The sequence below is a fragment of the Streptomyces coeruleofuscus genome (assembly GCF_039532725.1).
In the GTDB taxonomy this organism is placed as follows: domain Bacteria; phylum Actinomycetota; class Actinomycetes; order Streptomycetales; family Streptomycetaceae; genus Streptomyces; species Streptomyces coeruleofuscus.
In genome coordinates this window covers 597,014-620,036 of the sequence record NZ_BAAASE010000002.1, presented here as the reverse complement: position 1 = coordinate 620,036, position 23,023 = coordinate 597,014, and the positions used below count along the sequence as shown (strand labels likewise).

22 protein-coding genes and 2 tRNA genes are annotated in these 23,023 nt (G+C 68.8%); 19 read left to right on the top strand and 5 right to left on the bottom strand.

The features are described 5' to 3' along the window. Positions 1–85 precede the first annotated feature (85 nt). The 7 genes from gnd (at position 86) to ABFX81_RS09900 (ending at position 8,937) form a co-directional block, all read left to right on the top strand. On the top strand, positions 86–961 hold the full coding sequence (gnd, locus tag ABFX81_RS09930; RefSeq protein ID WP_086850647.1) for a phosphogluconate dehydrogenase (NAD(+)-dependent, decarboxylating): 876 nt from the start codon (positions 86–88) through the stop codon (positions 959–961). Positions 962–998: 37 nt separating this feature from the next. Then, positions 999–2,120 carry a DNA replication/repair protein RecF gene (recF, locus tag ABFX81_RS09925; RefSeq protein WP_086850649.1) on the top strand — a complete coding sequence of 374 codons (1,122 nt, stop codon included), beginning with the start codon at positions 999–1,001 and terminating at the stop codon, positions 2,118–2,120. Continuing rightward, a complete protein-coding gene (locus tag ABFX81_RS09920) occupies positions 2,117–2,719 on the top strand; it encodes a DciA family protein (protein ID WP_086850651.1) in 603 nt (200 codons plus the stop codon). The genes recF and ABFX81_RS09920 overlap by 4 nt, the downstream gene beginning before the upstream one ends. 452 nt (positions 2,720–3,171) lie before the next feature. After that, positions 3,172–5,244, top strand: coding sequence for a DNA topoisomerase (ATP-hydrolyzing) subunit B (gene gyrB / locus ABFX81_RS09915; protein WP_086850654.1), 2,073 nt, complete (start codon positions 3,172–3,174; stop codon positions 5,242–5,244). Positions 5,245–5,286: 42 nt separating this feature from the next. Next, the gene (gyrA, locus tag ABFX81_RS09910; RefSeq protein ID WP_086850657.1) at positions 5,287–7,881 is read left to right on the top strand and encodes a DNA gyrase subunit A; all 2,595 of its coding nucleotides are present in this window, start codon (positions 5,287–5,289) and stop codon (positions 7,879–7,881) included. Between the two features lie 18 nt (positions 7,882–7,899). Beyond that, a complete protein-coding gene (locus tag ABFX81_RS09905; RefSeq protein ID WP_086850659.1) occupies positions 7,900–8,727 on the top strand; it encodes a DUF3566 domain-containing protein in 828 nt (275 codons plus the stop codon). A gap of 133 nt (positions 8,728–8,860) precedes the next feature. Then, positions 8,861–8,937: transfer RNA gene (locus tag ABFX81_RS09900), tRNA-Ile, on the top strand. Between the two features lie 195 nt (positions 8,938–9,132). On the opposite strand, the gene ABFX81_RS09895 is transcribed toward ABFX81_RS09900, so the two are convergent. Next, entirely contained in the window at positions 9,133–9,507 is a 375-nt protein-coding gene (locus ABFX81_RS09895) for a DUF6344 domain-containing protein (RefSeq protein ID WP_086850661.1), read from the bottom strand. 337 nt (positions 9,508–9,844) lie between these two features. On the opposite strand from ABFX81_RS09895, the gene ABFX81_RS09890 reads away from it, so the two are divergent. Together ABFX81_RS09890 and ABFX81_RS09885 are read left to right on the top strand one after the other, a co-directional pair. Continuing rightward, complete coding sequence (locus ABFX81_RS09890) at positions 9,845–9,973, top strand: DLW-39 family protein (protein ID WP_003999697.1); 129 nt, start codon at positions 9,845–9,847, stop codon at positions 9,971–9,973. Between the two features lie 230 nt (positions 9,974–10,203). Further along, a complete protein-coding gene (locus ABFX81_RS09885; RefSeq protein WP_346137920.1) occupies positions 10,204–11,487 on the top strand; it encodes a hypothetical protein in 1,284 nt (427 codons plus the stop codon). Between the two features lie 27 nt (positions 11,488–11,514). Here the strand turns inward: ABFX81_RS09885 and ABFX81_RS09880 are convergent, their stop codons facing one another. Further along, a complete protein-coding gene (locus ABFX81_RS09880) occupies positions 11,515–13,023 on the bottom strand; it encodes a serine/threonine-protein kinase (protein ID WP_346137919.1) in 1,509 nt (502 codons plus the stop codon). Between the two features lie 321 nt (positions 13,024–13,344). Next, positions 13,345–13,893: a helix-turn-helix domain-containing protein gene (locus ABFX81_RS09875; RefSeq protein ID WP_086560503.1), complete on the bottom strand. Its 549-nt coding sequence runs from the start codon at positions 13,891–13,893 to the stop codon at positions 13,345–13,347. Positions 13,894–14,075: 182 nt separating this feature from the next. Here ABFX81_RS09875 and ABFX81_RS09870 point away from each other — a divergent pair. After that, positions 14,076–14,148, top strand: a tRNA-Ala gene (locus tag ABFX81_RS09870). Positions 14,149–14,341: 193 nt separating this feature from the next. On the opposite strand, the gene ABFX81_RS09865 is transcribed toward ABFX81_RS09870, so the two are convergent. Beyond that, positions 14,342–15,043, bottom strand: coding sequence for a DUF5324 family protein (locus tag ABFX81_RS09865; protein ID WP_086846248.1), 702 nt, complete (start codon positions 15,041–15,043; stop codon positions 14,342–14,344). Positions 15,044–15,428: 385 nt separating this feature from the next. Here ABFX81_RS09865 and ABFX81_RS09860 point away from each other — a divergent pair, with 385 nt between their 5' ends. Next, complete coding sequence (locus ABFX81_RS09860) at positions 15,429–15,956, top strand: peptidylprolyl isomerase (protein WP_086846250.1); 528 nt, start codon at positions 15,429–15,431, stop codon at positions 15,954–15,956. Between the two features lie 88 nt (positions 15,957–16,044). Next, complete coding sequence (locus ABFX81_RS09855; RefSeq protein ID WP_086846252.1) at positions 16,045–16,935, top strand: rhomboid family intramembrane serine protease; 891 nt, start codon at positions 16,045–16,047, stop codon at positions 16,933–16,935. A gap of 257 nt (positions 16,936–17,192) precedes the next feature. On the opposite strand, the gene crgA is transcribed toward ABFX81_RS09855, so the two are convergent. Next, positions 17,193–17,447 carry a cell division protein CrgA gene (crgA, locus tag ABFX81_RS09850; RefSeq protein WP_086846254.1) on the bottom strand — a complete coding sequence of 85 codons (255 nt, stop codon included), beginning with the start codon at positions 17,445–17,447 and terminating at the stop codon, positions 17,193–17,195. A gap of 139 nt (positions 17,448–17,586) precedes the next feature. On the opposite strand from crgA, the gene ABFX81_RS09845 reads away from it, so the two are divergent. The 7 genes from ABFX81_RS09845 (at position 17,587) to ABFX81_RS09815 (ending at position 22,971) form a co-directional block, all read left to right on the top strand. Beyond that, positions 17,587–18,369 (top strand): DUF881 domain-containing protein, encoded by a 783-nt coding sequence (locus ABFX81_RS09845; protein WP_086846256.1) that lies wholly within the window; start codon positions 17,587–17,589, stop codon positions 18,367–18,369. Positions 18,370–18,391: 22 nt separating this feature from the next. Further along, on the top strand, positions 18,392–19,087 hold the full coding sequence (locus tag ABFX81_RS09840) for a class E sortase (RefSeq protein WP_086846258.1): 696 nt from the start codon (positions 18,392–18,394) through the stop codon (positions 19,085–19,087). Between the two features lie 17 nt (positions 19,088–19,104). Next, positions 19,105–19,302 (top strand): hypothetical protein, encoded by a 198-nt coding sequence (locus tag ABFX81_RS09835; RefSeq protein ID WP_167407433.1) that lies wholly within the window; start codon positions 19,105–19,107, stop codon positions 19,300–19,302. Next, complete coding sequence (locus ABFX81_RS09830) at positions 19,299–19,937, top strand: aminodeoxychorismate/anthranilate synthase component II (protein ID WP_086846260.1); 639 nt, start codon at positions 19,299–19,301, stop codon at positions 19,935–19,937. The genes ABFX81_RS09835 and ABFX81_RS09830 overlap by 4 nt, the downstream gene beginning before the upstream one ends. Next, positions 19,934–21,181, top strand: a complete 1,248-nt coding sequence (locus tag ABFX81_RS09825) for a class E sortase (RefSeq protein ID WP_086846262.1) — start codon at positions 19,934–19,936, stop codon at positions 21,179–21,181. Before ABFX81_RS09830 ends, ABFX81_RS09825 begins: the two co-directional genes overlap by 4 nt. Before the next feature lie 13 nt (positions 21,182–21,194). Then, positions 21,195–21,947 (top strand): class E sortase, encoded by a 753-nt coding sequence (locus ABFX81_RS09820; RefSeq protein ID WP_086846264.1) that lies wholly within the window; start codon positions 21,195–21,197, stop codon positions 21,945–21,947. A gap of 490 nt (positions 21,948–22,437) precedes the next feature. Continuing rightward, complete coding sequence (locus ABFX81_RS09815; RefSeq protein WP_346137918.1) at positions 22,438–22,971, top strand: hypothetical protein; 534 nt, start codon at positions 22,438–22,440, stop codon at positions 22,969–22,971. The last annotated feature ends 52 nt before the right edge of the window (positions 22,972–23,023 follow it).

Sequence of the window (23,023 nt, the reverse complement as noted above, 5' to 3'; positions counted from 1 at the left end):
CGCGAGCGTCCGGGTTTAGGCTCGGCACGGTACGAAAGTGCCGCAACGCCATGTCGGACACCTGCAAACCTAAGGAACACAACTGATGGAGCTCGGTCTCGTCGGCCTCGGCAAGATGGGCGGCAACATGCGCGAGCGGATACGCCGCGCGGGCCACACCGTCTTCGGATACGACCGCAACCCGGACCTCGCCGATGTCCACAGCCTGCCGGAGCTTGTGGGCAAGCTCAGCGGCCCGCGTGTGGTCTGGGTGATGGTCCCGGCGGGCGAGCCCACGCAGTCCACCATCGACGAGCTGGCCGAACTGCTGGAGCCGGGTGACGTCGTCGTGGACGGCGGCAACTCCCGCTGGACCGACGACGAGAAGCACGCCGGGGAGCTGGCCGCCAAGGGCATCGGCTTCGTCGACTGCGGTGTCTCCGGCGGCGTCTGGGGCCTGGAGAACGGCTACGCGCTGATGTACGGCGGCGACGCGGAGAACGTCGCGAAGGTGCAGCCGGTCTTCGACGCGCTCAAGCCGGAGGGCGACTTCGGCTCGGTGCACGCCGGCAAGGTCGGCGCGGGCCACTTCGCGAAGATGGTCCACAACGGCATCGAGTACGCGATGATGCAGGCCTACGCCGAGGGCTGGGAGCTCCTGGAGAAGGTCGACTCCGTGACCGACGTCCGGGAGGTCTTCCGCTCCTGGCAGGAGGGCACGGTCATCCGCTCCTGGCTGCTGGACCTCGCGGTCAACGCGCTCGACGAGGACGAGCACCTGGACAAGCTCCGGGGTTATGCACAGGACTCCGGTGAGGGACGCTGGACTGTGGAAGCAGCCATCGACCACGCGGTGCCGCTGCCGGCGATCACGGCGTCGCTGTTCGCGCGGTTCGCCTCCCGCCAGGAGGACTCGCCCCAGATGAAGATGATCGCGGCGCTGCGGAACCAGTTCGGCGGCCACGCGGTCGAGACCAAGTAAGCAACACCCGACGGTTGGGGAGGTCGGCGAAACGACCATGCACGTCACGCATCTGTCGCTGGCCGACTTCCGCTCGTACCCCCGGGTCGAGGTCCCGCTCGACCCGGGAGTGACGGCCTTCGTCGGCCCGAACGGGCAGGGCAAGACCAACCTCGTCGAGGCCGTCGGCTATCTCGCCACGCTCGGCAGCCACCGCGTCTCCTCCGACGCCCCCCTGGTCCGCATGGGCGCCGAGCGCGCGATCATCAGGGCTCAGGTGCGGCAGGGTGAGCGGCAGCAGCTGGTCGAGCTGGAGCTGAACCCGGGGCGCGCCAACCGGGCCCGTATCAACAGATCCTCGCAGGTCAAACCGCGTGACGTGCTGGGGATCGTACGGACCGTGCTGTTCGCCCCCGAGGATCTCGCCCTGGTCAAGGGCGACCCCGGTGAGCGCCGCCGCTTCCTCGACGAGCTGATCACCGCCCGTTCCCCGCGCATGGCCGGAGTCCGCTCCGACTACGACCGGGTCCTCAAGCAGCGCAACACCCTCCTGAAGTCGGCTGCGCTCGCCCGCCGGCACGGCGGCCGCAACGTGGACATGTCCACGCTCGACATCTGGGACCAGCATCTCGCGCGCGCGGGCGCCGAGTTGCTCGCCCAGCGCCTGGACCTGATCGCCGCGGTCCAGCCGCTGGCCGACAAGGCGTACGAGCAGCTCGCCCCCGGCGGCGGTCCGGTCGCCCTGGAGTACAAGCCGTCCGCGCCGGGCGAGGCGCACACGCGCGAGGACCTGTTCGAGCAGCTGACGACCGCGCTCGCCGAGGCCCGCAAGCAGGAGATCGAGCGGGGCGTCACCCTGGTCGGACCGCACCGCGACGACCTCCAGCTCAAGCTCGGCCAGCTCCCCGCCAAGGGGTACGCCTCGCACGGCGAGTCCTGGTCCTACGCCCTGGCGCTGCGCCTCGCCTCGTACGACCTGCTGCGCGCGGAGGGAAACGAGCCGGTGCTGGTGCTGGACGACGTGTTCGCCGAGCTGGACACCCGCCGCCGGGAGCGCCTCGCCGAGCTGGTCGCGCCCGGCGAGCAGGTCCTGGTGACGGCCGCGGTCGACGACGACGTCCCCCATGTGCTGTCCGGGGTGCGGTTCGCCGTGTCCGAGGGGACGGTGGAGCGCGTATGACGGAAAACACACCGAGGAACGCGCCGGAGAACTCTCCGAGGAACACAGCGGAGAGCACACCGGAGAACCCGTCCGGGAAAGCCCCCGGGCCCCGGTCGCCCGAGCCGTCCGGCGTCGACCTCGCGCGCGTGGCGCTCCGCGCCGCCAAGGAAGCCGCACGTGCGCGTGGGGACGCGGCGCAGCAGAAGAAGCAGGCCCGCCGCGGCGGACTGCGCTCCGGCGCTCGCGCCGACGGCCGCGACCCCATGGCGCTCGGCTCCGCGATCAACCGGCTGATCACCGAGCGCGGCTGGGAGGCCCCGGCCGCCGTGGGCGGGGTGATGGGCCGCTGGCCGCAGATCGTCGGCGAGGACGTGGCCAAGCACTGCGTGCCGGAGAGGTACGACGAGGACGAGCACGTCCTGTCCGTGCGCTGCGACTCGACGGCCTGGGCGACGAACCTCCGGCTGCTCGCGCCAACCCTCGTCGCGCGCCTGAACGAGGATCTGGGCCACGGCACGGTGAAGATGATCAAGGTGCAGGGCCCCGGCGCCCCCACCCGCCGGTACGGCCCGCTGCGGGCTCCGGGCAGCACCGGTCCCGGCGACACGTACGGCTGACGGGAGGCCTCCCGGAGCCTGTCGGGAGGCCCTGCGAGGGCCCGATCGGCGCCCGTTTCCCACCGGTCGGCAACAAGTGACTGACATCACAAAAGTGGGTGTCGATGGCCCGCTGGGAGCCCCGGCGCCCCTCTCTTCGCACCACCGCACACGGTTGCGAATCGCCACCTGACTCCGAAGTAGCCAAGGGTTGACGGCCGGAAGCGCTGAGTGCCTCTGTGAGCCTCTTGGAGCCCCCATCCGTATATCGGGAGTCGGGGAAGACCGGTTGAGGGCGGCACATGCGGACTCAGGTACCGGCAAACCCCCATCAGTGTCAGTGCTACCGGTAGACTGGAGGCAATCCCGCCCCAATCGTGGGGACCGTCCGGGAAAAGCTGAGCAACGCTGATCAAGGCTTACCAACGCAACATGCCGCAGCCGCTCCGGCAACCCGCCGACGAGCCTGGCTCGTGCTGTGCCAGAAAGGGCGCTTCGTGGCCGATTCCGGCAACCCCAACGAGAACATCCCGTCCACCGAGGCCCCGGCCGGAGTCGCCGAGGCCTCCGTAACGGCGTCGTACGACGCCAGTGCCATCACCGTCCTCGAGGGTCTGGACGCGGTCCGCAAGCGACCCGGCATGTACATCGGTTCGACCGGTGAGCGAGGACTGCACCACCTCGTGTACGAGGTCGTCGACAACTCGGTCGACGAGGCGCTGGCCGGCCATGCGGACACCATCGACGTGACGATCCTCGCCGACGGCGGTGTCCGGGTCGTCGACAACGGCCGTGGCATCCCGGTGGGCATCGTCGCCTCCGAGGGCAAGCCGGCCCTCGAGGTCGTGCTGACCGTGCTGCACGCGGGCGGCAAGTTCGGCGGCGGGGGCTACGCGGTCTCCGGCGGTCTGCACGGCGTGGGTGTCTCCGTCGTGAACGCGCTGTCCTCGAAGGTCGCCGTCGAGGTCAAGACCGACGGCCACCGCTGGACGCAGGACTACAAGATGGGCGTCCCCACGGCGCCGCTCGCCAAGCACGAGGCCACCGAGGAGACCGGCACCTCGGTCACCTTCTGGGCTGACCCGGACATCTTCGAGACCACCGACTACTCCTTCGAGACGCTCTCGCGGCGCTTTCAGGAGATGGCGTTCCTCAACAAGGGCCTGCGCATCAACCTCACCGACGAGCGTGAGTCCGCGAAGGCCACCTCCGGGGCGGACGAGGCGGGCGCGGACGAGACCGCCGAGGTCAAGACGGTCAAGTACCACTACGAGGGCGGCATCGTCGACTTCGTGAAGTACCTCAACTCCCGCAAGGGCGAGGCGGTCCACCCGACCGTCATCGACCTGGAGGCCGAGGACAAGGACAGGCAGCTGTCCCTCGAGATCGCCATGCAGTGGAACGGCGGCTACACCGAGGGCGTGTACTCCTTCGCGAACATCATCCACACCCACGAGGGCGGTACGCACGAAGAGGGCTTCCGGGCCGCGCTGACCTCCCTGATCAACAAGTACGCGCGCGACAAGAGGCTGCTGCGCGAGAAGGACGACAACCTCACGGGTGACGACATCCGCGAGGGTCTGACGGCGATCATCTCGGTCAAGCTGAGCGAGCCGCAGTTCGAGGGCCAGACGAAGACCAAGCTGGGCAACACCGAGGCCAAGACCTTCGTTCAGAAGGTCGTCTACGAGCACCTCGCGGACTGGCTGGACCGCAACCCCAACGAGGCCGCGGACATCATCCGCAAGGGCATCCAGGCGGCCACCGCGCGCGTGGCGGCCCGCAAGGCCCGTGACCTGACCCGCCGCAAGGGCCTGCTGGAGACCGCGTCCCTGCCGGGCAAGCTCTCCGACTGCCAGTCGAACGATCCCACCAAGTGCGAGATCTTCATCGTCGAGGGTGACTCCGCAGGCGGCTCGGCCAAGTCCGGCCGCAACCCGGAGTACCAGGCGATCCTCCCGATCCGCGGCAAGATCCTGAACGTCGAGAAGGCGCGGATCGACAAGATCCTTCAGAACCAGGAGATCCAGGCGCTGATCTCGGCCTTCGGCACCGGCGTCCACGAGGACTTCGACATCGAGAAGCTCCGCTATCACAAGATCATCCTGATGGCGGACGCAGACGTCGACGGCCAGCACATCAACACCCTGCTGCTGACCTTCCTGTTCCGCTTCATGCGGCCCCTGGTCGAGGCCGGGCACGTGTACCTCTCCCGCCCGCCGCTCTACAAGATCAAGTGGGGCAAGGACGACTTCGAGTACGCGTACTCCGACCGCGAGCGCGACGCCCTGATCGAGATGGGCCGCAACGCCGGCAAGCGCATCAAGGACGACTCCGTGCAGCGCTTCAAGGGTCTCGGCGAGATGAACGCCGAGGAACTGCGCATCACGACCATGGACCAGGAGCACCGCGTCCTCGGCCAGGTCACCCTCGACGACGCCGCCCAGGCCGACGACCTGTTCTCGGTCCTCATGGGCGAGGACGTCGAGGCCCGCCGCGCGTTCATCCAGCGCAACGCCAAGGACGTCCGCTTCCTCGACATCTGAGTCGGTCTCAGCTGACCGCATCAGGAAGGATCTTCACCAGCAATGACCGACGAGAACACTCCCGTGACGACGCCTGACGGTGACGCCCTGGCCATGCGCGTCGAGCCCGTCGGGCTCGAGACGGAGATGCAGCGCTCGTACCTCGACTACGCGATGTCCGTCATCGTGTCGCGTGCGCTGCCGGACGTCCGCGACGGCCTCAAGCCCGTTCACCGCCGTGTGCTGTACGCCATGTACGACGGCGGCTACCGCCCCGAGCGCGGCTTCTACAAGTGCGCCCGCGTCGTCGGCGACGTCATGGGCAACTACCACCCGCACGGCGACTCCTCCATCTACGACGCGCTGGTGCGCCTGGCCCAGTCATGGTCGATGCGCATGCCGCTCGTCGACTCCAACGGCAACTTCGGCTCTCCGGGCAACGACCCGGCCGCGGCCATGCGGTACACCGAGTGCAAGATGGCGCCGTTGTCGATGGAGATGGTCCGTGACATCGACGAGGAGACCGTCGACTTCACGGACAACTACGACGGCCGCTCCCAGGAGCCGACCGTCCTGCCGGCCCGCTTCCCGAACCTGCTGATCAACGGCTCGGCCGGTATCGCGGTCGGCATGGCGACCAACATCCCGCCGCACAACCTGCGCGAGGTCGCCGCCGGTGCCCAGTGGTACCTGGAGAACCCCGAGGCCTCCCACGAGGAGCTGCTGGACGCACTCATCGAGCGCATCAAGGGCCCGGACTTCCCCACCGGCGCGCTCGTCGTCGGCCGCAGGGGCATCGAGGAGGCGTACCGCACCGGCCGCGGCTCCATCACCATGCGCGCGGTCGTCGAGGTCGAGGAGATCCAGAACCGCCAGTGCCTGGTGGTCACCGAACTCCCTTACCAGGTCAACCCGGACAACCTCGCCCAGAAGATCGCCGACCTGGTCAAAGACGGCAAGATCGGCGGCATCGCGGACGTCCGCGACGAGACGTCCTCCCGTACCGGCCAGCGCCTGGTCATCGTGCTGAAGCGGGACGCGGTCGCCAAGGTCGTGCTGAACAACCTCTACAAGCACACCGACCTCCAGACGAACTTCGGCGCCAACATGCTGGCGCTGGTGGACGGCGTGCCGCGCACGCTCTCGCTCGACGCGTTCATCCGCCACTGGGTGGCGCACCAGATCGAGGTCATCGTCCGCCGTACGCGCTTCAGGCTGCGCAAGGCCGAGGAGCGCGCGCACATCCTGCGCGGTCTGCTGAAGGCCCTGGACGCCATCGACGAGGTCATCGCGCTGATCCGGCGCAGCGACACCGTCGAGATCGCCCGCGGGGGCCTGATGAGCCTCCTGGAGATCGACGAGATCCAGGCCAACGCCATCCTCGAGATGCAGCTGCGCCGACTGGCCGCCCTGGAGCGCCAGAAGATCGTCCAGGAGCACGACGAACTCCAGGCGAAGATCACCGAGTACAACGAGATCCTGGCCTCCCCGGTCCGTCAGCGGGGCATCGTCAGCGCGGAGCTGGCCGCGATCGTCGAGAAGTTCGGCGACGACCGCAAGACCAAGTTGATCCCGTACGAGGGCGACATGTCCATCGAGGACCTGATCGCCGAGGAGGACATCGTCGTCACGGTCACCCGGGGCGGCTACATCAAGCGCACCAAGACCGACGACTACCGCGCCCAGAAGCGCGGCGGCAAGGGCGTCCGCGGCACGAAGCTCAAGGAAGACGACATCGTCGACCACTTCTTCGTGTCCACGACGCACCACTGGCTGCTGTTCTTCACCAACAAGGGCCGCGTCTACCGCGTCAAGGGTTACGAACTGCCCGACGCCGGCCGGGACGCGCGCGGTCAGCACGTAGCGAACCTGCTCGCCTTCCAGCCCGACGAGGCGATCGCCGAGATCCTGGCGATCCGCGACTACGAGGCGGTTCCGTACCTGGTCCTGGCCACCAAGGCCGGACTTGTGAAGAAGACGCCTCTGAAGGATTACGATTCGCCGCGTTCCGGCGGTGTGATCGCGATCAACCTCCGCGCGGGAGAGGACGGTTCGGACGACGAACTGATCGGAGCCGAACTCGTCTCGTCGGACGACGATCTGCTTCTGATCAGCAAGAAGGCGCAGTCGATCAGGTTCACCGCCTCGGACGAAACCCTGCGTCCCATGGGCCGTGCCACCTCGGGTGTCAAGGGCATGAGCTTCCGCGAGGGCGACGAGCTGCTCTCGATGAATGTTGTTCGACCCGGTACGTTCGTGTTCACTGCCACCGACGGCGGGTACGCGAAGCGGACCAACGTCGACGAGTACCGCGTCCAGGGTCGCGGCGGCCTCGGCATCAAGGCCGCCAAGATCGTGGAGGACCGTGGATCTCTCGTCGGCGCTCTGGTGGTCGAGGAGACCGACGAGATCCTCGCCATCACGCTGGGCGGCGGTGTGATTCGTACGCGAGTCAACGAGATCAGGGAAACCGGCCGTGACACCATGGGCGTCCAACTGATCAATTTGGGCAAGCGCGATGCCGTTGTGGGCATCGCACGCAACGCCGAGGCGGGACGCGAGGCGGAGGAGGTCGACGGCGATGTGGTCGTCGACGAGACCGCCGAAGGTGCCGCGACCACCGGCACGGACGAGGGTGAGGCGCCCTCGGCCGAGTAGCACGAGGAGTGAGTCAGCGTGAGCGGAGCCACGGGCGCCGGACCGAGGGGTACCTCGAAGGGTACGGACACGGACGACGGCGGCCGTGGCTCCGCCGCGCGTGCGGCGGACCCGCACACGACCAACCTGAAGGCGATCAAGTCCCCGACCAAGGACTCGCCCTCGCCCTCGCCTGACACGCATGGATCACAGGGGGGAACTGTGACGGACACCAGAGGTCCGCAGACCCAGCACCACACCGCTGGAGCGGGCCCGTCCGCATCCGGCGCCCAGCCGCAGCCCGAGCCGGCCGCGCAGGAGAAGGGCGCCGCGCAGACGGCCTCGCCCCTGCCGGGGGAACGGCAGGCGCAGCAGCAGGCCGGGCCGTACCACCCGCCGCAGGCCTACCCGGCGCAGCCCGCCGCGGGCGGTGCCGGAGCCGGTACGGCCGCCGCGGCCGCACGGCGTCCCCGCACGGGTGCTCGCACCACGCCGCGCGTCCGCAAGGCCCGCCTGCGCGTGGCCAAGGCCGACCCGTGGTCGGTGATGAAGGTCAGCTTCCTGCTCTCCATCGCCCTGGGCATCTGCACGATCGTGGCGTCCGCCGTGCTGTGGATGGTGATGGACGCGATGGGCGTCTTCTCCACGGTCGGCGGCACGATCTCCGAGGCGACCGGCTCGAACGAGTCGAACGGCTTCGACCTCCAGGCCTTCCTGTCGCTGCCCAACGTCCTGATGTTCACGTCGGTCATCGCGGTCATCGACGTCGTCCTGGCGACGGCCCTCGCGACGCTCGGCGCGTTCATCTACAACCTGTCCGCGGGCTTCGTGGGCGGTGTGGAGCTGACGCTCGCCGAGGACGAGTAGATCCCTCGTGGATCCCTCGTAGACCCCTTGGTGACGGCGGATGCCGGTGTCCCGACAACCGATTTTGGGACTGCCCATGTCGTGCGCTAATCTTCAGGAGTCAGCGCGCGGGACACACACCGCAGAGCGCGGCGGGGCTATAGCTCAGTTGGTTAGAGCGCATCCCTGATAAGGATGAGGCCACAGGTTCAAATCCTGTTAGCCCCACCAGCGAAAAGACCCTCGGTCCACCAGGACCGGGGGTCTTTGACATTCACAGCGGACATCGGCCGCCGTCCCGTGCCGCCGCGATGAGCCGGGGGCCCTTTCCTGACACTGTCCGGCCGGCGTCACCGACTGAAAAGGCCCGGCAGCTCCTGGGAGCTGCCGGGCCTGTACGCAGGTCGCCGGGACGTGCTGGGGATCTCAGCGCTGTAGCGGAGTGAGATGGTCCGCTGGGTCGCCGTCGGTGTCGGAACCGTGGTCGGTGCAGTCGGCGGTGGGGGACGCCGTCGTGTCCGCGAGCGTGCGGTGGCGGCAGGTCGGGGACTTGCCGTGGGCCTCGGCGTGGATGCGCTGCTTCATCGTGGGGGGCAGGGCCTTGGCGTAGGACAAGGACCAGGGGGCCGTCGCCGGCGCCGGCGACGTTCGCTGCTGCGGGATGAGCGCGCTGTTGCGCTTCTGCTCGGGCTGCGGTACCGCCGCGGCGGCGGTCGTGGTGACGAATCCGAGAGACGTGCACACCGCGAGGAAGGCGGTGACGATGGCGGTCCACAGCTTCATGACCTTGTTCCGGGCCATAACCCCTCACTTTCGGGTCGGGCGATTTGCGTACTTTCCTCATGATGTGTATGGGGACCGAGAAGTGGTGGACCGACGCCCGTGGCGCGTCGATGTTCGGATGAACACCACCCGTATGGACGCAAGAGGGGTGAAAAGGTGAGGAAACGGGAGGAGAGCGGTCGAAGTAACCGTCCGTCGGTGTGTGATCACTCTCCGGCTGGAGCGGGGTACTCCGCTTCTATCGTGGTTTCCGGGAAGGGAGTTGAGGGCCGACTCAGGTCACCGATCGGTATCGGTCGGTGTGTATAGTCGGGCGGCAGAGGTCCCCTACGTCAAGGAAAGACGAGGTCGCGCGGTGAAGAAGCTTCTCCTGGTCGCACTGGCCGCCATCGGCGGGCTCCTCGTGTACCGCCAGATCCAGGCGGATCGCGCCGAGCAGGATCTGTGGACGGAGGCGACTGACTCCGTGCCCACGGGTTCGTGAGTCACGACATCCCAAACCGAGCACACCCCGGCCGCCTCGCGGTCGGGGTTTTGTGTGTTCATGGGGACGGCGGGACGGTGGGTGTGACGGCGGTGCAGGATGGGGCACGGTTCCACGGTTTGCGGTTTCACGGCGGTTCTGCGGTCCGGTGACGTGAGGGGTGGCGCGTGAGGGGACGGTGTCGTACGGCGTGCGCGCGTGCGGGCGTGTGGCGCGGTCGTAGCCGGTCGGTGGTGGTACGCCTGGGTGTCGTGGCGGTGGTGCTGGGAACGACGGCCGCCGTGGTGCCCGGACAGGCCGCCCTGGCGGCCGGTACGGCGGTGTCGCCGGGCCCGTACGCCTTCGCCGACGGCGCCCGGAGCATCGAGGGGGCGAGGAGCACCGCTGACGCCGTACCGCTGACGCCCGGCACGGCCTACAAGAGCTCCCTCCCGAGCAGCGGCAAGGTCATCTACAGCCTCCAGCTCGACGCCACGTCGAACGCGTACGTCTCCGTCACCGCCGTCCCCTCCCCCGGCAGCACCGTCTCCGTCATCGACGGGCTCAGGGTGTCCGTGCAGGACAACGACGGCACCCCCTGTTCCAGCGACACCGCGAATTTCGGCGCCGCCCGCAGCCCGCACCCGATCGCGGCGTGGGGCCGGCGCGAGATCTCGCCCACCAAGCCGCTGTGCCGGGAGGCCGGGACCTACTACGTGTCCGTCGAGCGCGTCGACCCGAAGGGCGAGGGCTCCTCGCCCGACGCCTGGGATCTGGAACTCTTCGCCACGACGGAGCCACGGACGGCGAAGACCGGGCCGACCAGCGCACCCGAGGTGTGGAACTCCGCCTCGCCCCAGCCGCTCCAGGGGAAGGCCGAGCGCCGCCCGGGCGGCGCGGGATTCGCCGGGGCCACCCCGATGGACCAGGGGGTCTGGCGGGACGACATCCGCCCCGGCCAGACGCTCTTCTACGAGGTGCCGGTCGACTGGGGCCAGCAGCTCCAGGTCACCGCCGAGCTCGCCAGCTCGGCCTCCGGCGGCACCGGCTATACGACCGACGCGCTGGACCTGGACCTGTACAACCCCGCGCGCGGCCGCGTCGCCGACGTGGGCGTCGGCTACAACGGCGACCAGAAGTCCGGGAGTCTGCCTCCCCTGCCGCCGGTCGACCACGCCAACCGTCACTCCGCCATCGGCCAGGTCGGTGCGATGCGCTTCGCCGGCTCCTACTACCTCGTCGCGCACCTTTCGGAGAGCGTCGCCGACAGCTTCGGGGACGGGCCGTTCGACGTGATACTGCGGGTCCGAGTGAGCGGGGCGGCGCAGGGTGGGCCCGAGTACGTGGGGGAGTCCCAGCCGAAGGGCGTCTTCGAGGTCTCCGACCAGGACCGGGAGGCGGCTGCCGAGGGCGTGGCCGGGGGTGACGACACCGCGATGCGGGTCGTCGCCGTGGGCGGCATCGGCACCGGGAGCGCACTGCTCGTGGGGCTCGGGATGTGGACCGTGCTGGCTCGGCGGAGGAGCGCCGCGTAGGGGCGCCGGGCTGATGCCCGCAGGTGCTCAGATGCGGGTCAGGGCCCAGAACCCTACGGCGTAGCAGACCAGGGCGAGGAGCAGCAGCGGGACCGCCACCTTGGCCGGGGGGCCGGGGCGGCGGGGAGGGCGTGGTGCTCGGTGCCGTGAGGGCGACTGTCCGGAGGGCGGGGCTTGCGGGGTCAGCGGGGTTTGAGCGGTGTAGGGGGCGGTGGAGGTGTGGGTGGGCTGCTGTGTTGCGGGGGGCAGCGGTTGGCCGGGATGGCCGGCGTGGCTCGGGTACGGCGGTGGGAGCGGTTGGGACGGGGACAGGCGGTGTGTGGAGTCGTAGGGGGAGTACAGGGCCTGTTGGTGCGAGGGATGCGCCTGTGCGTCGTGGCCCGCTGTGGGGGAGTCGGTGACGGTGGCCTGGGGTGGCGGCAGGTGGAAGCTGCCGGTGTCCGACATGGAGGGCGGCTGAGCCGGGGTGGCCGGCGGGGCGGTGTCCTGGCGGGGGCCGGGCGGCACGACTGCTGCGTCCGGGGCGGACCAGGCGTCGCCGCTGCCGGCGGTGTTCTGCGGGGCCCGCCCCTCGTCCGCCGCCGGACCGGACCTCTCCTCGACCGCCACCGGGCTGGGCGGTCCGTCCTCTCTCGGACCCAGCCCCCGGGCTCTCTCCAGCGGGCCTTCCGGAGCGAACCCCGCTGGAAGCGGGCCGAGTTGGTCGAAGATCTCGATCAGTTCGTCGTCCGGACCGGGCTCGGGGAGGAGCTCCGTGGCGGCGGCGAGCGCCTTGCGCGCCCCCGTGGCCGTACGGAACCGGGCCTGCGGGTCCGGCTGGAGCAACATGGCCACCACCTGCCACAGCGGCTCCGGAATGCCCTTGGGCGGGCCCGGAGTTCCGTGCTCGGCGAAGTACTGGATGAGCGCCTTGCTGTCCGGCTTGGCGCCTTCCAGCAGATACAGCGCGACCAGGCCTACGGCGAACAGGTCGGCGGGAAAGTCGGGCTCCGCGCCCATCATCTGCTCGGGCGCGAGATAGCCGGGCGTCCCCACCACGAGGTTGGTCTCCGTCAGGCGGGGTTCGCCCAGCCGCATGGCGATGCCGAAGTCGGACAGCCGCAGCCGCGGCCGGCCCGTGCCGGTTGCTTCCAGCAGGATGTTGGCGGGCTTGACGTCGCGGTGCACGACGTCCTCCGCGTGCACCGCGGCCAGCCCCGCCAGCAGCTGGTCGAGCAGCGTGCAGACGAAGGCCGGCGGAAGAGGGCCGTAGTCCCCGACGAGGTGGACCAGTGAGCCGCCCGCGACCAGGTCCATGGTGAAGAGGACCTTGTCGTCGTCGGCGGCCCAGCTGGTGGGGGCGAGCACATGGGGGTGGTCGATCCGCAGGGCCTGTTCGCGGACGAAGCGCAGCAGCGAGTGCGCGTCGCTCTGGAGCAGGACCTTGGCGGCCACATAGCGGCGGCGGCGGTGGTCCCAGGCGCGCCAGACGGCGCCGACCCCTCCGCGTCCGATCGGGTCGACCAGTTCGTACCGGCCGGCGAAGACCTCACCCATGGCTGTACGTCGCTCCTCCCCCTGTGGTTTTCCCCCTTGCTTCCCCCTCGACGAGCGTTACGACTCCCCGACGGGCGAAACGGCTCCCCCGATGAGCAATACCGATCAGCGACACCGGTCAGCGACACCGGTCAGCGACACCGGTCAGCGACACCGGTCAGCGACACCGATCAGCGATACCGATGAGATACACGTCCCCCTCGCGTCGACCGGTCCCCCGTACGGCACACGCCCCCTCGTGCCCGCCCGTACCGTGACGCAACCCCCGTCACATCGCCCGTTGCCCGGTGCCGAACCCCCTTCGGCGGCCGGGTGGCGGGGTCAGTTCTGGTGGGACTGGTAGTGCGCGACCGCGTCCGAGGTGCGGCCGGCGCCGTACACCCGGAGGAACTCGGCCAGTTCCGGGTGGGTCGGGGCGAGGGTCTCCGCGGCGTCGATGATGTCGCCCGCCGCCGCGACCGAGCGCAGCAGCGACTGGATCTCCCGGACGACGCGCTTGACCGTGGGCGCCCCCGAACTGCTCGTCGTCTGTGTGGTGTTGCTGAGCACCGAGCCCCCCTGTGACTTCTTGATCTCCTCCATGCGTTCGGTGGCCTCGGCCGCGCTCACGCTGCCGTCCGCGACCTGCCCCGCCAGGTCCTGGAGCAGCTGTACCCGCTGCACCACAGCGGGGTTGCCGATCTTCGCCCGCTGACCGCTCATCAGCTGCGACAGCATCGGCGCGGACAGTCCCAGAACCCCCGCGAGACGAGCCTGGTTGAGACCAAGATCGTCGATAAGCTTACGGAAGAGCGCCCCCAGCGGCTCCCCGTACCAGTTCCGCTGCAGTTCCCGCGCTCTTGCGGTGGCTTCCTGCTGTGCGGCGTCCATTGCGTCTCCCCATCGCTTCCCCAAGTACGGCGGTTCGCGGTAGCGAACCACGCCGAGCATCTTACGGAGAGTGGTCGGCGACGGGGACCCCCAATCTTTTTGCGGAATCCCGGGGGTGACCCGGTAGTCTGGTGTCCGACGCTCGTCGGGACGTGGTTTCTTCCGGCGGACGTTCCTCTTCCGGGGCCTTAGCTCAGTTGGTAGAGCGCTGTCTTTGCATGGCAGATGTCAGGGGTTCGACTCCCCTAGGCTCCACTCTGGAAGGCCCTCCGAGCTGCGGAAACGCGGCTGGGAGGGCTTTTTCTTGGTCTGACAGGTGTCGCCGACGCATGTTTCACGTGAAACAGCACGGCGGGGCGGGAGACTCCCGAGGCTCTCCAGATCGAGCCTCAAGTCTCCCGCCCCGCCGTGCCGTTAAGTCGTGGCCGGGCCTTCGGATCCGCGTCCGTCAGGAACGGTCGTCGCGCCGGGCGGACTCGTCCTCGGCCTGCTTCGCCTCGACCTCCGGGTCCAGAACGGACGCACCAGTGCCGTCCACAGAGGCCAGACGGCCCGACTCGGGAACCTCCGTCGCGGCGGGCGGCTCCACCAGCCAGTCCGGGTTGGCCTGCTTGTCCCACCACTTCCAGGCCGCGAAGGCACCGCCGGCGACGGCGCCCAGGATGACCAGCGTCTTCATGGCCCGGCCGGCCCTCGCCCGCCGTTCATGCTTGCGGATCAGCTTCTGGACCTCCTTAGACGAGACCTGACCGCGCAGCGCGGCCATCGCGGCCACACTCCGGGCAGCGGCCTCGGTCGTGACGGGCACGGCCGCGGCCACCGCCTGCTCGAGCCTCGGCCTGGAGTAGTCCGCCGCCTGCCGGGCGGCCTTGCGTGTGCGGACGGCGGCCTCGTGGGCGGCCTGGTCGACCTTCGGCGGCACATGCGTGCGGGCCTGCTCCAGATACGGCTGCACATGGGCGCCGTACTGGACGCGCGCCTGCCCGGCGGCCTGCGTCACCTTGGGCGCTAGCCGTACGCGTGCCTCGTGTGCGTAGTGCGCGGCCCTGTCCTTGGCCGTGTCGGCGTAGGGCGCCACCACTTCCGCGGCGTGCAGCACGCTGTCCTTCGCCGAACCAGTCGCGGCGCGCACGCTGTCGATGCGGGTCACGGGTTCCTCCTCCTCGGTGGCGTACGGTATTTCGACTTTCCACCCTTTTACGGATCATGCCTCCCGGTGCGCCGCCAGGCATGCGCGGGCGGGCATCCGGGTCACGGGCGCCGGCCCCGGGCCCTCTCCGGTCGAAAACCGATCAAGAGCGGACCGAGCGCTGATCAGGAGCCGATCGCATGCAATAGCGGATGAATAGGGGGCAACAGGAGCTTGTCGTCGACAATGCCACGGATCGACGTCGCGCGCCCCCGCCCCGGGACTACTCGACTGGTTTTCTGCGAGTGATCGGCCCCGTTTACCCCCGGTGAACGGAGGTCGGGCGACGCGGAGCCCCGTCCATGCGAGGATCAGGGAGTCACGGAAAGACAACGGAAGGCAGATCGTGGCTGAGCAGCTCTACGCCACCCTGAAGACCAATCACGGCGACATCGAAGTCCGGCTTCTGCCGAACCACGCCCCGAAGACGGTCAAGAACTTCGTCGAGCTCGCCCAGGGCGAGCGGGAGTGGACCCACCCGGAGACGGGTCAGAAGACCACGGACAGGCTCTACGACGGCACGGTCTTCCACCGGGTGATCAGTGGCTTCATGATCCAGGGCGGTGACCCGCTGGGCAACGGCACCGGCGGCCCCGGCTACCAGTTCGAGGACGAGTTCCACCCGGACCTCCGCTTCGACAAGCCCTACCTGCTGGCGATGGCCAACGCCGGCCCGGGCACCAACGGCTCGCAGTTCTTCATCACCGTCTCCCCGACGGCGTGGCTGAACCGCAAGCACACCATCTTCGGCGAGGTCACCGACGCGGCCAGCCAGAAGGTCGTGGACACCATCGCCACGGCCCAGACGAACCCGCGCACCGACCGCCCGCTCAACGACGTGGTCATCGAGTCGGTCGTCATCGAGACCCGCTGAGCGCGGAAGCCCCCACAGGGAACCAATCGCCCCGCTCGTCCGTAAAGATGAGCGGGGCGGGCTTTCTCATCACGACCTAGGGGATCTCATGGACGACCAGGCTGCGGGCAGCCCGCAGGACGCCCACAGCGTCCCCATGTGCTACCGCCACCCGGGCCGCGAGACCGGCATCCGCTGCACCCGCTGCGAGCGCCCGATCTGCCCCGAGTGCATGGTCAACGCCTCCGTCGGCTTCCAGTGCCCCGAGTGCGTCCGAGGCGGCTCCGGCACCGGTCACGCGCCCACGGCCGCCATGCCCCGGACGATCGCGGGCGGCGCCGTCACCGCCGACCCCCGCCTGCTGACCAAGATCCTCGTCGGGATCAACCTGGCGGTGTTCATCGCCGTCTCCGTCCGCGAGTCGCTCCTGACCGACCTTGTCCTGCTCGGCGCGTGGCCGCCCGCGCCCTTCACGCCCACACAGGGCGTGGCGGGAGGCGAGTGGCACCGCATGGTGACCTCGATGTTCACCCACCAGGAGATCTGGCACATCGCGTTCAACATGCTCAGCCTGTGGTGGCTCGGCGGCCCGCTCGAAGCGGCTCTCGGCCGCGTCCGCTACCTCGCGCTCTACTTGATCTCGGGCCTCGCGGGCAGCGCCCTGGCCTATCTGCTGACCTCCCCGAACACGGCGACGCTGGGCGCCTCCGGCGCCATCTTCGGCCTCTTCGGCGCCACGGCCGTGCTGATGCGCCAGCGCAATTACGACATGCGGCCGATCGTCGCGCTGCTGGTGATCAACCTGATCTTCACCTTCAGCCCGGGCTTCAACATCTCCTGGCAGGCCCACATCGGCGGCCTCGTCGCCGGTGTCGTCGTCGGATACGCCATGGTCCACGCCCCGCGCGAGCGACGCGCCCTGATCCAGTACGGCACGTGTGCGCTGGTCCTCGGCCTTGTCGTCCTGTTGACCCTGTTGAGGACGGCCCAGCTCAGCTGAGCGCGGACGTTGTCCACAGCGGGTGGCGGATCTTGTGCACAGTGTGCGGGAACACATGTACCCCCTGTCACTGACCCACGTTTCCGCAGGTCAGGCAGGGGGCGAACAAGTTTTCGACTCCCGGTACTTCCGTCATACCGGCGTCAACACTCAACGAGTTATCCACAGATCGTCGTTTCTTTTCCACCTGTGGAAAACGGCTGTGGATAACTCAGCGAACAGCCCTGGGCAGAGCTGCGTTCACCTGCGGGTTACCGCTACTTCCACTGGGTCGAGACGCCGAATCCGGCGGCGATGAAGCCGAAGCCCACCACGATGTTCCAGTTGCCCAGCGCGTCGATGGGCAGCGAGCCGTCGGTGACGTAGAAGACCACGATCCAGGCCAGGCCGATGAGGAACATGGCCAGCATGACGGGTGCGACCCAGGCACGGCTGTTCAGCTTGATGGCGGTCGTCTGCTTCGCAGGCGGCGGCGTGTAGTCGGCCTTCTTGCGGATACGTGACTTCGGCACGAGGGTCTCTCCTGTCGATGCGCTGCGTGGCCGCGCAGGGAACTGAGTCGGTCTCGGGGCAGCGTAAGGGGACTCTGAGTGCTCCCCCGGGCGTCCGTTAGCGTAGTGCTTCCGTGGCGCCGAAGGAGATAAGGGTACGTTGAGCAATTCTGCCGACTCCCCCGGGACGGGATCCACCCCTGAGCGCGCGCGCCGTTTCCGGCCCGTGCGGATCCTCACGGCGGCCGTGTTCGCTCTCGCGGGACTCATTTTCTTCACCAGCTTCAACACCGCCAAGGGCACCAACATCCGTACGGACGCCTCGCTGCTGAAGCTGTCCGATCTCATCGAGGAGCGCAGCAGGGAGAACGGCGAGCTGGACGAGACCAACGGGATCCTGCGCGAGGAGATAGAGGCACTCGCCGAGCGCGACGACGGCAGCACCAAGGCGGAGGACGAGAAGCTCGCCGCCCTGGAGAAGCGCGCGGGCACGCAGAAGCTCAAGGGCGAGTCGCTCTCGGTCACCCTCAACGACGCCCCGCCGGACGCCACCGCCAAACTGCCCGGCTATCCCGAGCCGCAGCCCGACTACCTGGTCATCCACCAACAGGACCTCCAGGCCGTGGTGAACGCGCTGTGGCAGGGCGGGGCCAAGGGCATCAAGGTCATGGACCAGCGGCTGATCTCCACCAGCGCGGTGCGCTGCGTGGGCAACACCCTGATCCTCCAGGGCCGCGTCTACTCACCGCCGTACAAGATCACGGCGGTCGGTGACCCGGACAGGCTCCAGAAGGCGCTCGCGGCGTCCCCGGCGATCCAGAACTACATGGTCTACGTCAACGTCTACGGGCTCGGCTGGAAAGTCGAGGAGAACGGGCCGGTGACTCTTCCCGGCTACTCGGGCACAGTGGATCTGCACTACGCGAAGCCCGTGGAGGAGTAGAGCCTGGCCGGGGGAGCCGCCGGTGCGTGTGATCGTCAGGACCGTCAGCGAACTCTGTATCACCGTCGGCAGCGTGATCGTGCTGTTCGTCGTCTACGTGCTGTTCTGGACCGGCGTGAAGGCCGACGGTGTCATGGACGACCAGATCGAACTGCTCCAGGAGCAGTGGGCGCGGTCGAGCGCGCCCCCCGCGGGGGGCGGCTCCTCCACCGCGAACACCGCGAGCCCTCCGAAGCCCGCGCCCTACGCCAAGGGCAAGCCCTTCGCGATCATGTACATCCCGCGTCTTGGTTTCACGTGGAACAAGCCGGTGCTCGAGGGCACGGCGACCGGCACCCTGAAGAAGGGCCTGGGCCACTACGCGGAGACCGCCCGGCTCGGGCAGAAGGGGAACTTCGCGGTCGCCGGCCACCGCCGGACCCATGGCGACCCCTTCAAGGACTTCCCCCAGCTGAGGCGGGGTGACGCCGTGGTGCTGACCGACGGCACGACGTGGTTCACGTATCGGATCGACAAAGGCCCGTACAAAACAGTGCCCTCCGACATCGAGGTGATCGACCCTGTCCCACGTACATCCGGGTACACGCGTCCGGGCCGTTATCTGACGCTGACGACGTGCGAACCGGAATGGGGACACAGTCATCGGCTGATCGTCTGGGCGCACCTGGACTCCACCCAGCCTGTGGAGGCCGGGAAACCTGAGGCGTTGCGCCGTTAGTCTGGTGGCTGTACGGCGTGGGTCTGGTGCCGTGGTACGACGGAAGGGACGGCATGTACGGCTGGATCTGGCGGCATCTGCCGGGGAGCACGTGGGTGAAGGCGCTGATCTCACTCGCCCTGGTCGTGGCCGTGGTCTACGTCCTCTTCCAGTACGTCTTCCCGTGGGCGGAACCGCTGCTGCCCTTCAACGATGTGACGGTGGACAACCAGTGAGCGCGCGCATTCTCGTCGTCGACAACTACGACAGCTTCGTTTTCAACCTGGTCCAGTACCTGTACCAGCTGGGCGCCGAGTGCGAGGTCCTGCGCAACGACGAGGTGTCGACGGCACACGCCCAGGACGGCTTCGACGGGGTCCTGCTCTCTCCGGGCCCGGGCACGCCGGAGGAGGCGGGCGTCTGTGTCGACATGGTCCGGCACTGCGCCGCCACGGGCGTCCCGGTCTTCGGCGTGTGCCTCGGCATGCAGTCGATGCAGGTGGCGTACGGGGGTGTGGTGGACCGCGCGCCCGAGCTGCTGCACGGCAAGACCTCGCCGGTCGAGCACACGAGCCGGGGTGTCTTCGCTGGCCTGCCGTCGCCCTTCACGGCGACGCGTTACCACTCGCTGGCCGCCGAGCCCGCGACGGTCCCGGCGGAGCTGGAGGTCACGGCCCGGACGCACGACGGCATCGTCATGGGCCTGAGGCACCGGGAACTTCCGGTCGAGGGCGTGCAGTTCCATCCCGAGTCGGTGCTCACCGAGCACGGGCACCGGATGCTGGCCAACTGGCTGGTGGAGTGCGGCGACGAGGGTGCGGTGGCGAGGTCGGCGGGGCTCGCCCCGGTGGTGGGCAGGGCCACGGCGTGACGGCGCTGCGCCCCGAGCGCGAGTCCGACACCTCGTACGGGCAGCAGTCGTACGGGGCGTCGGGTGCGTTCGAGGACTGGTCGGGTGGAGGGGCGTACGGTGCTTCTCCGCGGCCGGAACCGCGGCCGCAGCCGCAGGCGCAGTCACAGCCGCAGTCACCGCCGTACATGTCAGGGCCGGAGCCGCAGCCGTACGCCCAGGAGCCGGAGCCGTTCACGCCGGAGCCGTACGCGTCCGGGCCGGAGCCGTACCCGGCGTCGTACGAGACCGTCCCGGACGAGCCGTATCCGCCTGTCGTCGACGAGGAGACGGTGGCGCTGCGGATACCGGATCCGCCGCCCGCTGCCGATGACCCCGTATCCGGTTCTGCGGGCTCTTCCGCCACCCGGCACGATGGACCTGCCCACGGCGGCCGCGCGGCCCGCAGAAAGGCCTCCAAACGCCGTCACGGGCGCCATGGCGGCGCTTCGGACACCCGCTCGGCCCAGGACTCGGCCCAGGAAGCGACTCCGGAGGGGCGGCGGGCGCCGCTGTCGCGGGTCGAGGCGCGACGGCAGGCGCGGGCGCGCAAGCCGGGTGCGGCGGTGGTGGCCAGCCGGGCGATTGGTGAGGTGTTCATCACGACCGGCGTACTGATGCTGCTGTTCGTCACCTACCAGCTGTGGTGGACGAACGTCCGGGCGCACGCGCAGGCCGGCAAGGAGGCCAGCAGCCTCCAGGACGACTGGGCGAACGGCAAGCGCAACCCGGGGGCCTTCGAGCCGGGGCAGGGCTTCGCCATCCTGCACATCCCCAAGCTGGACGTGGTGGTGCCGATCGCCGAGGGCACGAACAGCAAGGGTGTGCTCGACCGGGGCATGGTCGGCCACTACGCCGAGGGCGCGCTGAAGACCGCGATGCCCGGTGACAAGACCGGGAACTTCGGGCTCGCGGGCCACCGCAACACCCACGGAGAACCGTTCCGGTACATCAACAAGCTCGCTCCGGGCGATCCGATCGTCGTGGAGACGCAGGACGAGTACTACGTCTACAAGATGGCGTCGATCCTGCCGGTCACCTCGCCCAGCAACACAAGCGTCCTGAACCCCGTCCCCGCGGGGTCGGGGTTCACCAAGCCCGGCCGCTACATCACGCTGACCACGTGCACGCCGGAGTTCACCAGCAAGTACCGGATGATCGTGTGGGGCAAGATGGTCGAGGAACGGCCGCGCAGCAAGGGCAAGCCGGATGCGCTCGTCAGTTAAGGGCAGATGACCAGTGGCAGCGACCACCGACACGGAGCACGAAGAGCACACCGGCGCGGCGGCGTCCCGGCCGTCCGCGGCCCGGCGCCGTCCCGGCCCGATCGCCATGGCGGTGAGCGTCTTCGGGGAACTCCTCATCACCGCGGGACTGGTCCTGGGCCTGTTCGTCGCCTACTCGCTCTGGTGGACGAACGTGGTCGCCGACCGTGCGGCCGGGAAGCAGGCGGACAAGGTCCGTGACGACTGGGCTCACGGCCGGGGTGGGCCCGGTGCGCTGGACACGAAGAACGGCATCGGGTTCCTGCACGTGCCGGCGATGAGGAACGACGAGGTCCTGGTCGAGAAGGGCACGTCGAACAAGATCCTCAACGACGGTGTCGCCGGGTACTACACCGATCCCGTCAAGTCGGTCCTGCCGATGTCGGGCAAGACCGGCAACTTCTCCCTCGCCGCCCACCGGGACGGTCACGGCGCCGCGTTCCACAACATCGACAAGATCGAGAAGGGCGATCCGATCGTCTTCGAGACGAAGGACAAGTGGTACGTCTACAAGGTCTACGGCATCCTCCCCGAGACCTCGAAGTACAACGTCAAGGTCCTCTCGGCGGTGCCGAAGGAGTCCGGCAAGAAGAAGCCGGGCCACTACATCACGCTGACGACGTGCACGCCGGTGTACACGAGCACGTACCGGTACATCGTGTGGGGCGAGCTGGAGCGGGTCGAGAAGGTCGACGGGGACCGGACACCGCCGAAGGAACTGCGCTGACTGCGCTCCTTGGTGCGGGAGCGGGCCGGGCCAACGGCTCGCCCGCCCCGCCCTGCTGATGAACCGTCCGGTACCCGTCCGACGCCCTCCGGGGCGCGTTGCCCTGCTGCGGGAGAGGCCGAAAGTCGCGGGGATTTCGCGAGTGCCCTTGGTAAGGTAATCGAACGGTTGACCACCTGGGGGGAATGGGTTTTCTGTGGATCTCGCTGTGCTGTCGACACCGAAGTCATCGGTGCATCCGGTGGAGGCGACCGACCTTTCCTTCCCGGCGTTGTCACGGCCAGTGCGACTGGGTCCTTCCTCGGTGCGTCCGGGGCCGGTGGCGTCGTAGCGCGTCTCATCTCCGTGGCCATACCGCCGATGTGACCGTGCCTGGCCGCTCAGGGCTGATCGGCCCTGGAACATCGGCCTTTTCCAGACCCTGTCGGCGGGGCGTTCCCGCAATCCCTCGTGTGGCGTGTCAGGAACACGCCAAGAAGGAGTTATGCGCATGATCAAGAAGTCCGTAGCCGTCGGCGTCTCCGCTCTGACCGCCGTCCTCCTCGGCCTGAGCAGCGCTTCGGCCCAGGCCGCGGCCCCCAGCGAGTCGACCCGCGCGCCGCGTGTGGCCGCCGGGGCCGACACCGAGACTCGGCAGTGGGTCGAGGACAACGCCGCCATGCTGCGCGCCGCGGCCAACCCCTGCGGTGGCCCCTACCAGACCATCGCTTACGTCGACGGACGCCTGCCGGGAGACGGCGGCAACGACGACGGCAGCATGGTCGCCTACGCGGGCGGCACCGGCTACCTCTGCGTCGTCTTCTACAACGAGACGCCGGGCGGGGCGAACGAGATGTACTTCAACGTCTGCCCGGGCAAGACGAGCGGCCCCGGATGCGGCACCGACGACGGGAAGTTCGGGTCACACGCCGGTCCGATCACGATCTCCGACACAGGTTGCTTCACCGCCGCGTACAAGATGCGGAACGAGAAGGACACCGTCTGGCTCATCAACGGCAAGCGCAGCTACGGGGCGCGCTGCTGATCCGTGACGGTGGGCGGAGTGGAAGGGTCTCCGACGAGATGCCGTGCACGAC

Bases quoted from the DNA above. Each gene is read 5' to 3' on its own strand.
- ABFX81_RS09895 (WP_086850661.1), bottom strand. From the start codon at position 9,507: ATGGCCCGGAACAAGGTCATGAAGCTGTGGACCGCCATCGTCACCGCC.
- gnd (WP_086850647.1), top strand. From the start codon at position 86: ATGGAGCTCGGTCTCGTCGGCCTCGGCAAGATGGGCGGCAACATGCGC.
- ABFX81_RS09880 (WP_346137919.1), bottom strand. From the start codon at position 13,023: ATGGGTGAGGTCTTCGCCGGCCGGTACGAACTGGTCGACCCGATCGGA.
- ABFX81_RS09815 (WP_346137918.1), top strand. From the start codon at position 22,438: ATGATCAAGAAGTCCGTAGCCGTCGGCGTCTCCGCTCTGACCGCCGTC.
- ABFX81_RS09920 (WP_086850651.1), top strand. From the start codon at position 2,117: ATGACGGAAAACACACCGAGGAACGCGCCGGAGAACTCTCCGAGGAAC.
- ABFX81_RS09855 (WP_086846252.1), top strand. From the start codon at position 16,045: ATGGACGACCAGGCTGCGGGCAGCCCGCAGGACGCCCACAGCGTCCCC.
- ABFX81_RS09875 (WP_086560503.1), bottom strand. From the start codon at position 13,893: ATGGACGCCGCACAGCAGGAAGCCACCGCAAGAGCGCGGGAACTGCAG.
- gyrA (WP_086850657.1), top strand. From the start codon at position 5,287: ATGACCGACGAGAACACTCCCGTGACGACGCCTGACGGTGACGCCCTG.
- recF (WP_086850649.1), top strand. From the start codon at position 999: ATGCACGTCACGCATCTGTCGCTGGCCGACTTCCGCTCGTACCCCCGG.